This is a genomic window from Lentzea roselyniae (assembly GCF_039537795.1).
In the GTDB taxonomy this organism is placed as follows: domain Bacteria; phylum Actinomycetota; class Actinomycetes; order Mycobacteriales; family Pseudonocardiaceae; genus Lentzea; species Lentzea atacamensis.
Map to the genome: position 1 here is coordinate 1 of NZ_BAABBE010000028.1, position 12,996 is coordinate 12,996.

Annotated in this window: 14 protein-coding genes; 6 read left to right on the top strand and 8 right to left on the bottom strand. The window is 66.2% G+C overall.

Features of this window, described 5'->3' with window-relative positions; translation table 11 throughout:
- Positions 1 to 123: 123 nt before the first annotated feature.
- From ABFX45_RS35580 to ABFX45_RS35595, 4 genes are all read right to left on the bottom strand, one after another.
- Positions 124 to 957, bottom strand: coding sequence for a carbohydrate ABC transporter permease (locus ABFX45_RS35580; protein WP_109640010.1), 834 nt, complete (start codon positions 955 to 957; stop codon positions 124 to 126).
- Complete coding sequence (locus ABFX45_RS35585; protein WP_346134902.1) at positions 954 to 1,811, bottom strand: carbohydrate ABC transporter permease; 858 nt, start codon at positions 1,809 to 1,811, stop codon at positions 954 to 956. Before ABFX45_RS35585 ends, ABFX45_RS35580 begins: the two co-directional genes overlap by 4 nt.
- Complete coding sequence (locus ABFX45_RS35590) at positions 1,812 to 3,140, bottom strand: ABC transporter substrate-binding protein (RefSeq protein ID WP_346134903.1); 1,329 nt, start codon at positions 3,138 to 3,140, stop codon at positions 1,812 to 1,814.
- 109 nt (positions 3,141 to 3,249) lie between these two features.
- Positions 3,250 to 4,233 (bottom strand): LacI family DNA-binding transcriptional regulator, encoded by a 984-nt coding sequence (locus ABFX45_RS35595; RefSeq protein ID WP_346134905.1) that lies wholly within the window; start codon positions 4,231 to 4,233, stop codon positions 3,250 to 3,252.
- 121 nt (positions 4,234 to 4,354) lie between these two features.
- Between ABFX45_RS35595 and ABFX45_RS35600 the strand changes: the two genes are divergently transcribed.
- Positions 4,355 to 5,398 (top strand): hypothetical protein, encoded by a 1,044-nt coding sequence (locus ABFX45_RS35600; RefSeq protein WP_346134907.1) that lies wholly within the window; start codon positions 4,355 to 4,357, stop codon positions 5,396 to 5,398.
- A gap of 1 nt (position 5,399) precedes the next feature.
- Here ABFX45_RS35600 and ABFX45_RS35605 read toward each other — a convergent pair whose 3' ends face one another.
- Positions 5,400 to 6,533: a hypothetical protein gene (locus ABFX45_RS35605; RefSeq protein WP_346134909.1), complete on the bottom strand. Its 1,134-nt coding sequence runs from the start codon at positions 6,531 to 6,533 to the stop codon at positions 5,400 to 5,402.
- 92 nt (positions 6,534 to 6,625) lie between these two features.
- Entirely contained in the window at positions 6,626 to 7,423 is a 798-nt protein-coding gene (locus tag ABFX45_RS35610) for a FadR/GntR family transcriptional regulator (protein WP_112228556.1), read from the bottom strand.
- A 157-nt stretch (positions 7,424 to 7,580) separates the two neighbouring features.
- Between ABFX45_RS35610 and ABFX45_RS35615 the strand changes: the two genes are divergently transcribed.
- From ABFX45_RS35615 to ABFX45_RS35635, 5 genes are all read left to right on the top strand, one after another.
- Positions 7,581 to 7,733: a hypothetical protein gene (locus ABFX45_RS35615; RefSeq protein ID WP_170166570.1), complete on the top strand. Its 153-nt coding sequence runs from the start codon at positions 7,581 to 7,583 to the stop codon at positions 7,731 to 7,733.
- A gap of 156 nt (positions 7,734 to 7,889) precedes the next feature.
- Complete coding sequence (locus ABFX45_RS35620) at positions 7,890 to 9,119, top strand: aKG-HExxH-type peptide beta-hydroxylase (RefSeq protein ID WP_346134912.1); 1,230 nt, start codon at positions 7,890 to 7,892, stop codon at positions 9,117 to 9,119.
- Positions 9,120 to 9,784: 665 nt separating this feature from the next.
- Positions 9,785 to 10,024: a hypothetical protein gene (locus tag ABFX45_RS35625; RefSeq protein ID WP_346134914.1), complete on the top strand. Its 240-nt coding sequence runs from the start codon at positions 9,785 to 9,787 to the stop codon at positions 10,022 to 10,024.
- Between the two features lie 513 nt (positions 10,025 to 10,537).
- Complete coding sequence (locus ABFX45_RS35630) at positions 10,538 to 10,726, top strand: hypothetical protein (RefSeq protein WP_146771857.1); 189 nt, start codon at positions 10,538 to 10,540, stop codon at positions 10,724 to 10,726.
- A 192-nt stretch (positions 10,727 to 10,918) separates the two neighbouring features.
- Positions 10,919 to 11,617, top strand: a complete 699-nt coding sequence (locus ABFX45_RS35635; RefSeq protein WP_146231766.1) for an LPXTG cell wall anchor domain-containing protein — start codon at positions 10,919 to 10,921, stop codon at positions 11,615 to 11,617.
- On the opposite strand, the gene ABFX45_RS35640 is transcribed toward ABFX45_RS35635, so the two are convergent.
- Together ABFX45_RS35640 and ABFX45_RS35645 are read right to left on the bottom strand one after the other, a co-directional pair.
- Positions 11,614 to 12,408 (bottom strand): phosphotransferase, encoded by a 795-nt coding sequence (locus ABFX45_RS35640; RefSeq protein WP_346134917.1) that lies wholly within the window; start codon positions 12,406 to 12,408, stop codon positions 11,614 to 11,616. The genes ABFX45_RS35635 and ABFX45_RS35640 overlap by 4 nt on opposite strands.
- A gap of 15 nt (positions 12,409 to 12,423) precedes the next feature.
- Positions 12,424 to 12,927 carry a DUF305 domain-containing protein gene (locus tag ABFX45_RS35645; RefSeq protein WP_346135026.1) on the bottom strand — a complete coding sequence of 168 codons (504 nt, stop codon included), beginning with the start codon at positions 12,925 to 12,927 and terminating at the stop codon, positions 12,424 to 12,426.
- Positions 12,928 to 12,996: the final 69 nt, after the last annotated feature.

Below are 12,996 nucleotides of genomic sequence, written 5' to 3' on the forward strand. Positions count from 1 at the left end.
GAACCGGTTGGTCGGCATCCTGCACGGCTGCCTCAAAACCGGCACCCTCTACGACGAGACGACCGCCTGGTCGCATCACGCCGAGAACGTCGCGGCTTGACATTTCAGCTCCTGGGATGTCTTTCAGCCTTTTACGCCGCCCGCGGTGAGCCCCGCGAGGATGTGCCGCTGGAACGCGAGGAACAGCGCGACCATCGGCAGGCTCGCCAGCACGAGGCCGGCGAGCAGGAGGTTGATCGGGGTGTCGGGGGCGAAGCGCTGCAGTGCCACGCTGAGCGTCTGCTTCGCCGGGTCGGGGAACACGAGCAGCGGCCAGATGAAGTCCTTCCAGGCCGCGACGACCGCGAAGATCGAGACGACGGCGAGGATGGGCCGCGAGATCGGCAGGATGACGCGGGTGAGGGTGGTCCACGTGCTCGCGCCGTCGATCCTGGCCGCTTCCAGCAGTTCTTCCGGGATCTGGTCGAAGAACCGCTTGAGCAGGTAGACGTTGAGCGCGTTCGCCGCGAACGGAAGCCAGATGCCGGCCGGGTTGTTGAGCAGGCCGAGGTCGACGAGCGTGAGGTAGACGGGGACCAGCAAAGCCGTCGCGGGGAGCATCAGCGTGGCGAGCATCAGGCCGAGGATCAGCCTGCCGCCCCAGGGCTTCAGCTTGCTGAGCGCGTACGCCGCGGGCACGATCACAGCCATCTGCACGGCCCACGCGCCGATCGCGACGACGAACGTGTTGAGGAAGAAACGGCCGAGGTCCATGTAGTTCCAGGCGTCGGCGTACGCGCCGGGTTCCCACGTCTCCGGCAGGATCGTCGGAGGTTGCCGCGCCAGTTCCGCCGGTGGCTTGAACGCGCCGAGCAGCACCCAGAAGAGCGGGAGCAGGAACGCCGCGGTGAACAGGACCAGCGTGCCGGCGAGGACGACCCAGTAGGCGGGGCCGCTTCCCTTCGTGAGAGTCCTCATGCGTCGGCCTTCCTGGTGAGCTTGAGGTAGAGGAAGGAGAAGACGCTCAGCACGGCGAAGAGGATCAGGCTCATCGCGCTCGCGGTGCCGAAGTCGTTGTAGTAGAAGGCGTACCGGTAGAGCAGGAGCAGCACGGTGACCGTCGACTCCTCCGGTCCGCCGCCGGTCATGACGAACGGCTCGGTGAAGATCTGCATCGTCGCGACGACCTGCAACAGCAGGAGCATCAGGATCACGAACTTGGTCTGCGGGATCGTGACGTGCCAGATCTTCTTGAGGATGCCCGCGCCGTCGAGGTCCGCGGCCTCGTACAGCTCACCGGGGATGGTCTGCAGCGCGGCCAGGTAGATCAGCGTGGCAGAGCCCATGTTCGCCCACGTGATCACCAGGACGAGGCTGATCATGCTGGTGCTGCTGGAGTCCAGCCATTGTGACGTCGGCAGGCCGAGTCCTCTGAGGACCGAGTTGAACAGGCCGGGCCCGGGGTCGTAGAACCACTTCCACAGCAGGGCGGTCACGACCGGCGGCAGCATCACCGGCAGGTAGACCAGCAGCCGGAAGTAGCCCTTGGCGTGCCGCAGCTCGTTGAGCACCACGGCGGTGAAGAACGGGACGCCGAAACCGATCACCAGCGCCAGAACCGTGAAGTAGAAGGTGTTGCGCCACGCCACCGCGAACAGCGGGTCCGCGAAGAGCCTCTCGAAGTTCTCCCAGCCGACCCAGTCGGGGCTCGTGACGAAGTTGACCTGCTGGAAGCTCAGGACCACCCCGCGCACGACGGGCCACCAGGAGAACACCGCGAAGACGACCAATGCGGCACTCAGAAAGCCGTACGCGGTGACGTGGCGCCGCACTCACTTCACCTGCGCCAGCACAGCGTTGACCTTGGTCTCGGCGTCCTTGAGCAACACCGCGTGGTCAGCGTCCTTGTTCGTCAGCGTCGCCTGCACGACGGCGTCGAGAATCGCGTAAACCTGTTGCGCCTGCGGCGGTTCGAGCGTGCCCTTGGTCTTCTCCGAACCATCCACATAGGCCTGGAAGTTCTGCACCGGCATCGTGGCGTACTTGCCCTTGAGCTCTTCCTGCTTCTTCCGCGGCTCACCGGTCCAGATGTCGGCGATCGGCGGGATCGGCAGGCCCACGGGCTGCCCGCGGTCCTTGTAGCGCTGCAGGTTCTGCTCGAGCCGGTCGGGGTTCAGGTACTTCCACTGGATCCACTTCAGCCCGGCCTTGATCTTCTCGGGCGAGGCCTTGGGGTTGATCATGTACCCCTCGCCGCCGAGCAGCGTGCCCTTCTGCTCGGGGATCGCCGCCAGCCCGTAGTCCTCGTACTTCCCCTTGAACTGGTTGACGATCGCGGCGACGTTGTCCGGCGCGGCGAGGTACATGCCGAGCTGTCCCGCGCCCATCATGTTCTGCACGTCGCCGATCTCCAGGAGCTGCTTCTCGCCCATGGAGTTGTCGTCCCAGCGCATCTCCTTGAGGCGGCGCAGGACTTCCCTGCCCTTGTCGTTGTTGAAGTCGGCCTTGTAGGTGTCGCCGTCCTTGCGCGCGATGTCACCGCCGACGGACTTCATCCACGTGGTGAAGTGCCAGCCGCCCTGGTTGCTCTTGCTGTACTCGGCGAACCCGGTGACCCCGGCGTCCTTGAGCTTCTTGGCGGCCGCGCGGACCTCGTCCCAGGTCTTCGGCGGTGAGTTGGGGTCCAGGCCGGCCTTGGTGAAGTTGGCCCGGCTGTAGAGCAGGCCCATCGTGTAGTTGGCGGTGGGCAGCCCGTAGACCTTGCCGTCGGCCGTGAAGACGTCCTTGAGCTCCTGCTTGAGGTCGCCGTAGTGCGGCACGTCCTTGACGTAGCCGGTGAGATCGGCGGCCTGCTTCCTGGCGATGAGCGCCGCGGGATCGGTGAAGTAGACGTAGAACACGTCCTCCAATTGCCCGCCGGCGAGCTTGGCGGAGAACGTCTTCGGGTCCATGAACCCCTCGTGCGGCACGAGGTCGATGTCCGGGTTCTGCTTCTCGAACTCCGCCACGTCCTCGTCGAAGACCTTGCGGTCGAACGCCTGGGTCTGCGGTGGCTGGCCGTTCACGTTGACGACGACCTTGCCGCCCGGCTCGGTCGTGGAACCGCTCCCACAGCCAGCGACCAGGACACAGCCCAGCAGCACGGCAGCGGACTTCTTCATGGTGGGGCCGCCCTTCTCGCGAGCGCGTCGATGTGACGGCGACCATAAGTCGTCGTTACATCTCAACGCAATATCTAGATGAAAACTCGCAAGAAGCCGACTGCCCTCGCTACCGCGCCGGCGCGCTGGACGCCCTCACCACCAACTCGGGCTCGAACAACAACTCGTCCGGCGCCACGGCGTTGCCGGAGATCTGGTTGGCCAGCAACTCCACCGCAGCCCGCCCCATAGCCTCAATGGGTTGCCGCACAGTCGTAAGCGGCGGATCAGTGCAGGTCATGAAGGCCGAATCGTCGTACCCGATGATCGACACGTCCTTGGGTACGTCCAGGCCGGCCCGCCGGACCGCCCGAATTGCCCCCAACGCCAGCGGGTCACTCGCGCAGATGATCGCCGTAACCCCGCGCTGCACGAGCTTGGTCGCCGCCGCCTGCCCACCTTCAAGGCTGAACATGGCGTGCTCGACATCAGCCCCGCCACACTTCTCGATCGCCTGCAGCTTGCGCTGGCTCGGCACGTGGTCCGGCGGCCCGAGCACGACCCCGATCCGCTTGTGCCCCAGCGAGACCAGGTGCCCGTACGCCTGCTCCACCGCCACCGCGTCATCGCACGAAACCCGCGGAAACGCCAGGTCGTCGATGGCCGCGTTGACCAGCACCGCAGGCAGCTTCCGCGCCATCATCTGCTGGTAGTGCCCATGACTCGCGTCCTTCTGCGCGTACAGCCCACCCGCGAACACGATCCCCGAAACGTGCTGCTCAAGCAGCAGCTCCAGGTACTCCGCCTCGGTCACCCCACCTGCGGTCCGTGTGCAAAGCACGGGCGTGAACCCCCGCTGCGCCAGCGCGTTGCCCACGACATCCGCAAACGCGGGAAAGATCGGGTTCTGCAGCTCGGGCAACACCAGCCCGACAAGCCGCGCCCGCTCACCCCGCAGCTGCGTAGGCCGCTCGTATCCCAGCACGTCAAGCGCGGTGAGCACGGCACTGCGCGTGGCGTCCGAGACGCCGGGCTTGCCGTTCAGCACCCGGCTGACGGTGGCCTCGCTGACCCCGACCTTGGCCGCGACCTCGGCCAGCCTCCGTTGCGTCATGACGCAAGTGTACGCAAGTTCTTGCGCTGGCTTGCGTACCGGATCGCCGGAACGACTTGAACAGTTCGCCCCGCGACAATGGACAGCCGCCGAAGGGGAGGGGAGGCCCTTGCGTTCCCGCGTGCTGATCTACTTCGTCACCCTCCTCGCCACCATCGCCCTGATCAACACCCCGGTACCCCGCATCGTCGTGTCCGCGGTCCTCACCCCCGAGGCGGGTGAGGCGGTGGCCCGCAGCCTCACCTCCATCACCAAGGACCTCGTCCTGGTTCTGCTCATCTCGCTCTACTTCGAGTGGGTCCGCACGAGAGAGCAGGGCGAACTGCTGCGAGGCATCGACCGCAAGCTGGACCTGATGCAGGAAGACGCGCGAACCGCGACCGCACCGGCCATCCGCAAGCTCGTGCTGGACACGACGCCGCCGGAGGAGCTCGTGCGGACCGCGCTCGACCGCCACATCCCGCACTCGGCCGACAAGTCCTCGTTCGTGTCGATGCTTCTCTCCGCGAGCCGACCCCACCACGACGTTTCCGTGACCCTGCGGGTCGATCGTGTGGAGGAAGGCGTGCTGCACGTCAGCTCGCGGTACGAGCTGATGATGCCGCACGGCCCGGTCATGGTCGCCGCGACCTCATCGCCGGTGCACGCGGCGGCGCTCGCCTCTTCGAGTCCAGAGCTGTTCGAGGTCGTCACGTTGCCGAGGTCGACGCCCTTCGAGGAAGCCGTGAGGATCTTCGGGGAACGGCTCGAGTGCTACGTGGAGCCGGCGCAGGGAGCTGTCAGGAGAGCGCACTTCCGCAAGGTGCCGTCCAGTGCGCTGCGCAAACACATCTCGTTGCCGATCGGGATGGTGCCCTCCGACGTGTCTCTCTTCATCGCGGACCTCAGTCAGGAGAGCACGGAGATGGTTCATGTCCGCCACTACTACCGATGGACGCAAACCATTGGTGAGCACTTCCTCTTCTGGTCTGCCAGCAGACCGATGTTCGTGCGGACCATCACGATGGACCTCAGGGAGCTGGTGCAGGGAAACCAGCGGGAGGTGTTCGTCCAGCCCTTTCTCGACACCGTCGACTCCCTCGTGCTCGACGCCAAGGACGGCCATCTCATGCTGCGACTTGACCGTTGGCTCGTGCGGGGACAGGGCGTGGTCGCGATCTGGTGACCTAGTTCTGGGCTTCCCGCCACAACAACGCCACCCCGTGCCCGGGAAGCAACCACGACTGGACGTCCAGGTCGCCGAGCTCCCCGGCTTCCAGCCACTGTGCGGAAGTCGTCGCGGACCGGAAGGTGAAGGGCATGACCCGGAACTCGTGCCTGGGGGAGTGATCGACCGCCAGGCCGGTGGCGTCGAAGCTGATCTTGTCCACAAAGGATGGATAGGGCGACTGCCAGTAGCAGAAGCCGTCGTTGGCGCGCTGCAAAGTGCGCGACCACACGGTGAGCCCGCAGATCGCGCGGACCACGTGGTCGTCGGCGATGCCGCTGAGGTCGCATTCGAAGATCCGCAGATCGCTCATGTGGTCGAGCGGGCTGAGCTTGCGCATCGGGCCCGTGGACTCGCGGAAGAACGTCAGGTAGTTGGCCCACTGGTCGAACTTCACCTCGACCGGTGGGATCTGGCTCGGCTCTGCCGAGCGGCGCTGGCCCTCGTGGTCGATGTAGTCGATGGCGATCTGGGTGGAGTGGCGGAGGTCGTCGACCGAGTCGAGGAACAGCGACGAGTCCGGGATGAAGTAGGACTCGAAGAGGGGATAGCGGCATGCGGCGCTGATGGTGTCGCGCAGCAGGGCGTTCGAGGTGGCGAAGATGACGAAGCGGTCGACGGGAACGCTGTTCCGGAACTGGTACCGCTGTGTCGTCATGAAGTGGTAGGTCTTCGTGTCGATGCCTTGCAGTTCGAGCTTCACCGTGGTGCTGGTGCTGATCGTCAGGTCGTCACCGCGCGGTCGCATGCCGTCGCCGCCGAGGACACCTGCCACCACGTCGTCGTTCGCGGTGTTCGGGCCGTAGACCGACGAGAGGAACGTGCGCAGCACCTCGGAAGGCAGCAGGTGTTCGACGATTCCCGGCCCGGAGATCCGCCCGATCTCCGCGACAAGGCGCTTGTGCAGGAACAACTCGTACGAACCGAGCAGGAAGCCCGCCAACGCCGGCAACGGCCACAGCACCACCAGAACGTCGTGCAACACGCTTCGCGACGTGGGTTGCCACAGCAGTACAACGGTCAGATCAACAGCTGCGGCGACCAGCAGCAGGATCGCGACGACCAGCGCTTGTTTGTGCCTGCGCGCCGCCACCACCTGGTCGCCGCCCCCTCAACTCCACCGACTGTCCATACATGGTGGGAGTGATGCCGGATCAGCGCCAGACCCTTTCGGTGCATGCCGTATCAGCGGGTCTTGTTCCAGATCGGGTTGTCCGACACCCCCACGTAGGTGCTGAGGGTGGCTCTCTGCTGGGACTCGTCGGTGGCGAGGTCGTTGTACAGGCCCAGCAAATGCGTGGTCATGGCGCTTTTCGCGCCCACCTCGTCGTGCCTGCGCAGGAACCAGATCACCTGCTCGTGTTCGTTCGCTGAACGGTTGTGCACCTCTCGGGACGGATGCGAGTGCCGCTTGCAGTCCTGCAGACCCGGCACGAGTACCTGGTACATGTTCTCCAGCAGCTCGTTGTGCGACGCGCGAACCAGAGCCGAGTGGAACTCCTCGTCCGACTCGATCACTTCCTGCATGTCGTCGACGGGTGCGCGCTGGTAGCGGCGGTTCAGCTTGGCCAGCTCGTCCAGCTCACCGTCGCCGGCGCGAACCGCGGCCAGGCTCGCGGCCGTGGTCTCCAGTGCGATCCGCACTTCCAGCAGGTCGGTCTGGGAGAACTGGCGGGCGGCGAGCCTGCCCTCGAGGTGCTCCTCGACGGCTGCCAGGTCGGTGCGGCGCACGTACCAGCCGAGGCCGCGGCGCACCTCGACGATGCCCTGCAGCTGCAGTCGCTGCAGAGCTGTACGCAGCGAGGACCGGGCGACATCCAGTTTGCGGGCCAGCTCCGGTTCGGTGGGGAGGCGGTCACCCGCCTTGAGGGTGCCGCCGATGATCTGCTCTCGGAGCTTCTGCTCGATCAGCTCCGGCAGAGGCCGTCGCGAATCGGGCGAGAGCGACCAGCTCTCTCCGAGATGTGCGTCGTCGGCGGGCATTGGATCAGTTTAGGCCTATCGCAGTCTGGTTGCAACTTGTCTGGCAACCTGGCTACCGTTGACAGACAACCTACAACGCGGGATTCTTTTCTCAGGCGAGACGCCTGGGACCGCCCACACCCGGGAGTCCGTACTCGCCTAGTCGGGAGGGAACGAGATGTCTGCAGGGAGTGCACTCGGAATCGCCGCCGCCGTCGCAGTTGCCGTCACCGCGATCGGCTGGCGCACCGTACTCACGATGATCGCGGTCTCGGTCGTCGCGCTTGCCGTCGTCGGCTTCGTGAACGTCACCAGCATCATGTTCGGCTGATGAACAGACCCAGCAACAACCCGGTGCCCGGCCCGCGTCCCGCCCGACGCAGGCCGGGCACCGGTCTTTTTGGGGGTGTTTCTCGGCTGTACGGGCCGGCGAGCGCTATGGTTCCGCGCCTCCACCGCGTCGGGTTACGTGAACACGGGGTCTTCGATGTTGGCTTCAGCTACGCACGTTTTGCACGCACGCCTCGCGCCGGCCGAAGCGCTGGTCGACGAACGGCGCACGCTCTACCGGCTGGCGGTCGGTCTGTTCGCACCGGGCACGAGGTTGTCCGACAACCTCGCCGACCATCCGATCGTCCGCTACGAGATCGGCCGGGCGCTGGCAGGACATGATGGTCTGGATCCCGCGCGATTGCGCGAGGCCGCCGAGATGCGAGTGCGCGACGTGGGCGTCGCGATAGCGGCGGATGCGCGCGCCGCCGACGTGCTCGAGGCACCGCTGCGGATCGTCGCCCCGCCCGGCACGTCGCCCCGGCCGCTCACGGAGGCCGATGGCGAGCGCTTCGACACGGCTGTCGGCGTGGTGGCGGACGGTGTCCGCCTGCTCAGGCGGCTCGCGCCCGCGATGGCCGACGACCTGCTCGCCCACGTCTCGATGCTGGCCGTGCTCAAGGCGGAGACGTCCGGCGGTGTCGTGTCGGCGTCGTCGCGCTACGTCCCCGGTGTCGTGCTGATCGACGAGCCGTCTGCCCCGATCGAGGTGGCAGAGGCGCTCGTGCACGAGGGCGCACACGAGAAGTTCTTCGACCTGGCGATCACGCGTGAGTTCCTCGACGCGAGCGCCGAGGACGCGGAGTACTTCGAGACGTCGTGGTCACACGCCCGGTGGCCGTTGGAGCAGACGTTCGCGGCCTGGCACGCCTACAGCTGCCTCGCCCAGTTCTACCTCCTGCGCGGAACCGAGCAGCTCGGTCCGCACTCCCTGCTGCCCAAGGCGCGGGAGCGAGCCGCGGAGATCGGTGACTGGCTGCTCGCTCACGAGGGCGATCTGCGTGCGGACGCGCGCTGGCTTCTGCGCGCGCTAACAGGTGAACCTGCTGTTGAGGTAGAAGAACAGCCGTTGAAGGATGTGGCAGTATCTCGCGAGATTTCCAAGGGTGACTGTTTCAGTGTTCTGCCGGACGTGACCTGCCAACGGGCGCGGAGTGGGCGCGTTGTGGTGGGGCGAGCGACGCAACCGCCCACCATCTTCTGGCTCGCCCCGGACGCAAGCTGGGTTGTCGATCGACTGCGTCACGATGGAACGCCGATATCGTTCGAGCTCATGCTGTCGGATGCGATCAAGGAATGGGCGGTGGATCCTGCAACGGCGGGGCAACGACTTGGGGTCGCGCTCGATTCGCTCCTCATGAGCTCGATCATCCAATCCAATTCGTGAGAGCAAATTCCACGTCAAGAGGCAACTGATGACGATCTCGCACCAGCCGTTCCGTCAGCCGCGGCGCTCGCAGGCCGCGGGCGGGCCGCTCCCGCAGCTGCCGACGGGCGTGGGATCGACGGCAGGCCGGCCGGTGGTTCCCGTTGACTGGTTCAGGCGTATGCCGAACGGCGGAACGATCTACCTCAAGCGTGCTGCGTTGATCTGAGTCGAACAGCCCCAACAGGCGTCGGACCTCGGCGCTTCGTTTGCTATGCCCTGAAGGGGCCGCGCCTGGGACAAGCCGCGCCCGGATGATTTTACGGACCGAGCTAGCTCTGGTCGGAGAAGCTCTCGCTTGAATTGAGAGATCTGCTCAGGTCCGGCTATTCCTGGTGGCGTGGCCCCGTGTTGACGGTTTCGATGCAGTAAACATGCAGGTGAGGGCGTGTTGCGGCCCGATGTAGACTTCCGCATCCCGGTCGACCGGCTTGTGCATATGCCAGTCCGACATGATCGATATCGTTCGAGCATGTTTCAAGAAATCGGGCATCACTGGTTCGGCACCGTGCTGTGGGGAGTCGTGTCTGCGAATGCTCCGGTTGCCCATGCGCCCCTTCGAGCTCCGCTTGTCGAGAAGGAATCATGACCACTCCGAATCAGCCTGGTGTCAGGTGGTGTCCGCGATGAGCACTCATCAAGGAGGTCTCGATCATGAAGACGCCGGCGTGGGCTTCAGCATCCGCGTGGAGGCGCCGCACCGCGGCCTCCGCGACCGGGTCGACGAAGTTCTGGCGGACGAGCGCCGAGCGGACGCTCTGTGCTGGCTGGCGGGCGCCGAGGTCGTCCTCAGCTTCAAAGGAGCGCTGCGAGTCAAGCTGTACCTGTGCCGGAGATGGTCCGAGTGTCGACCCGGCAGGTCTTGACGATCTTGTTGGCAAGCCCGTTCTGGCCGTAGGAGTTCTCGGCTGAATGGGAAACCGGTTCAGTTTCTACTATTCCAGGCGCAGCGTGTCGCGCCTAGGATGGCCGTCGGGAACAGCGGTTCGCCTCATTGAGCCTCTGTCGCGGCCTCGCGCGTTCTCCGTCCTTTGTGGAGTCGACGGCCGAGCATCACGCTTCCGTGGTCTCGATGTGGTGAACGTGCAGCTGAGAGAGCTTGCGGTCCGATGTAGACTGCCGCATCCCGGATGGCCGGGACACGTGCTGACTCATCAGTTGCACGGCCGGTGGGCGGGACTCGATATCTTCGACTCGACGCACACGCGGGCCTTGCTCTGGTGCAGTGCGCCACCATTAATGACCACTATCGTTCGAGCACGCACCTTCAGGCATCCGGGAATGGCAGGTCGTCGGCGCCGTGTTGTGGGGAGTCGAGACCGCGAGAATGCTCCGGTTGCCCGTGCGTTCCCTCGAGCTCCCCACGTCGAGAAGGAACCATGACCACCCCGAACCAGCCCATTCGCCGGCCGCTGTCCCCTCAGGATGCCGGCGTCGTTGTTCCCCACCTCCCCACCGGTGTGGGTCCGGTGATCGGTCAGCCGGTCACCTCCGTTGACTGGTTCCGGCGCATGCCGAACGGCGGCACGGTGTTCCTGCGACCTGCCGAGGTCGAGCAGAACGACTGAGTCTCGTTCTCCTGTGTTGCCGAAGGGGCCGGTTCGCCGGCCCCTTCGGCGTTTGGTCGTTCGGGCATGCAACTTCACAGGCGTATAACAACTAGGCCACAGGGCGTACCGAACACCCCTTGATCCCCCGTTAGGGGGACATCGATGGTCTTAGATCGCGGCATCCCGCCGATACCCCAACGGAGTAACACCATGCGCCTGACGCCCCTGAGAAGAGCCGGCCTGCTCGCTGCCGCCGCTGTGGCCGCTGTGGCCACGCTCGCCCTGACGAGCACCGCTTCCGCTCAAGGACCCACCACGGACGACGAGCGCGCGACTCCGTTCACCAAGAACGTCGACATCAACCACCCCGAGGCCTGCACCGTTGGCGGGCTGACCGGGGAGACGATCCACCCCAACAAGTTCACCTACACCGGTGGCGACAACGAGCTGCACCTCAACATCACGGGTGTGCCTGAGGGCATCACGGTCACGGGTGTGGTCGTCAAGGGCGGGCCCAACTTCAACGTCTACCTCGCCGACAAGCTCGGCGCGCTGCCGTGGAACAAGCTGCGCGCGCCGTTCAACGAGGGTGGTCAGCAGCCGGCGATCAGCCACTGGTACGGCTGCGGCGTCAAGAAGGACACGACGACCACCACGACGACGACGACCACCACCACGACCACCAAGACGACGACTTCGAGCTCGACGACGTCCTCCAGCCCTGCCGAGACGACGACGACCTCCTCGGAGGCCCCGGCCACCACGACCACCACGGTCGCTGCGGCCGCGCCCGCGGGCAACGACCTGGCGTCGACCGGTTTCGGTTCCGCCTGGCTGGTCGGGCTCGGTGCGGCGCTGCTGGCCGCCGGTGCCGCCGTGCTGCTGGTGCTGCGCAGGCGCCGCGCCTAAGAGTTCTCAATCAGCACGCCCCAGAGCGTGCCGAAGTTGACGCGGATTTCGACGTGGAACTCCACGTCCTCCGGAGCCGCCCCGCCGCCGTAGATCTCCACGGCGCGCTGGGCGGCTTCCGGGCCTTTGGCGCCCGCCAGGCAGGCCAGGTCCCATGCGACGGGGCCGCGCCAGGTGTCCTCGAAGTCGTTCCACACCGGGCCGGACGGCGTCATCAGCACGTTGCCGTGGTGCGGGTCGCCGTGCAGCGGTTGGACGTCGCGGTGGTGCGCGTCCCAGCGCGTCAGCAGCTCGGTGTGGCGTTCGCGGAACGGTTCCAGGCCGGGCACGCCCAGGCCCTCCAGGTACGCGAGTGCGTGCTCCGTGTCGTCCAGAGGGCCGCGCGTAGGCAGTGGGCCGTCGTACAGCCGTAGCTCGGCGTGCAGCTCAGGCAGCAGCTTGAGGACGTCCAGGCGGGTCAGCTCCGCCGAAGGGTCGTGCGGGACGTAGGTGCTGAACGCCAGCACGAAGCCATCCCACTCATGAGGCCCGGCAGGCAGTTCGGCGGACGGCGTCACAACGGGGACGCCGCGTGAGGCCAGGAACGCCGACACGGACAGGTCGCGGGCGAAGTGGTCGGCAACGGACGGGCGCACCAGGGCCGTGCGCGCGGCGATCCTGGCCACGACCGGGGCCGGGCGGAGGTGCACGATGATGTTGCTGCCGTCTTTCAACACGGTCGGGTCCGTGCAGGCCACGCCGTGAGTGGCGGCCAACGACACGGCGGCGCGCACGGCCGCTGAGGTGCTCATGTCCCGAGGGTCACATCAACCCTGGGGGAGCAGCGACTCCATTTCCGCGATCTCCTTCTCCTGCGCGGTGATCACGTCCTGCGCCAGCTTGCGGGTCTCGGGGTCCGTGCCGGCGGACAGGTGCTTGCGGGCCATCTCCACGGCGCCGCGGTGGTGCTGGATCATCAGCGAGAGCCACTGGCGGTCGAACTCCGTGCCCTCCAGGTCGGAGAGGTTGCCCAGCTCGACCATGCCGTGGTTCTCCGGGTGGTCGTGTGAGGAATGGCTCTCCGCCTTGACGGGTGCGCTCCACTCGCGCAGCCAGCCGTTCATGCGGTCGATCTCGGGCTGCTGCGCCTTCGAGATGCGTGCCGCCAGGTTGATCACGTGGGGGTTCTCGGTGCGGGAGGCGACCAGTTCGGACATCTCCAGCGCCTGCTCGTGGTGCGGGACCATGCCCTGGGCGAACGCGACGTCCGCGGAGTTGTGCGTGGCGGGGGAGCCACAGGCGGTCAGCAGGACCGCGGCGAGAGCGACCATTCGGAGCACGGCGGCAGGATACGTGTGACCTGCGCTACGCCGCTGGCCACCGGCCATGGCCCACCCGAA

Excerpts from the sequence above, each read along its gene's own strand:
- ABFX45_RS35610 (WP_112228556.1), bottom strand. The coding sequence starts at position 7,423 with ATGCCCGCCGACGACGCACATCTCGGAGAGAGCTGGTCGCTCTCGCCC.
- ABFX45_RS35625 (WP_346134914.1), top strand. The coding sequence starts at position 9,785 with ATGAGCACTCATCAAGGAGGTCTCGATCATGAAGACGCCGGCGTGGGC.
- ABFX45_RS35590 (WP_346134903.1), bottom strand. The coding sequence starts at position 3,140 with ATGAAGAAGTCCGCTGCCGTGCTGCTGGGCTGTGTCCTGGTCGCTGGC.
- ABFX45_RS35595 (WP_346134905.1), bottom strand. The coding sequence starts at position 4,233 with ATGACGCAACGGAGGCTGGCCGAGGTCGCGGCCAAGGTCGGGGTCAGC.
- ABFX45_RS35640 (WP_346134917.1), bottom strand. The coding sequence starts at position 12,408 with ATGAGCACCTCAGCGGCCGTGCGCGCCGCCGTGTCGTTGGCCGCCACT.
- ABFX45_RS35630 (WP_146771857.1), top strand. The coding sequence starts at position 10,538 with ATGACCACCCCGAACCAGCCCATTCGCCGGCCGCTGTCCCCTCAGGAT.
- ABFX45_RS35635 (WP_146231766.1), top strand. The coding sequence starts at position 10,919 with ATGCGCCTGACGCCCCTGAGAAGAGCCGGCCTGCTCGCTGCCGCCGCT.
- ABFX45_RS35620 (WP_346134912.1), top strand. The coding sequence starts at position 7,890 with ATGTTGGCTTCAGCTACGCACGTTTTGCACGCACGCCTCGCGCCGGCC.
- ABFX45_RS35645 (WP_346135026.1), bottom strand. The coding sequence starts at position 12,927 with ATGGTCGCTCTCGCCGCGGTCCTGCTGACCGCCTGTGGCTCCCCCGCC.
- ABFX45_RS35615 (WP_170166570.1), top strand. The coding sequence starts at position 7,581 with ATGTCTGCAGGGAGTGCACTCGGAATCGCCGCCGCCGTCGCAGTTGCC.
- ABFX45_RS35580 (WP_109640010.1), bottom strand. The coding sequence starts at position 957 with ATGAGGACTCTCACGAAGGGAAGCGGCCCCGCCTACTGGGTCGTCCTC.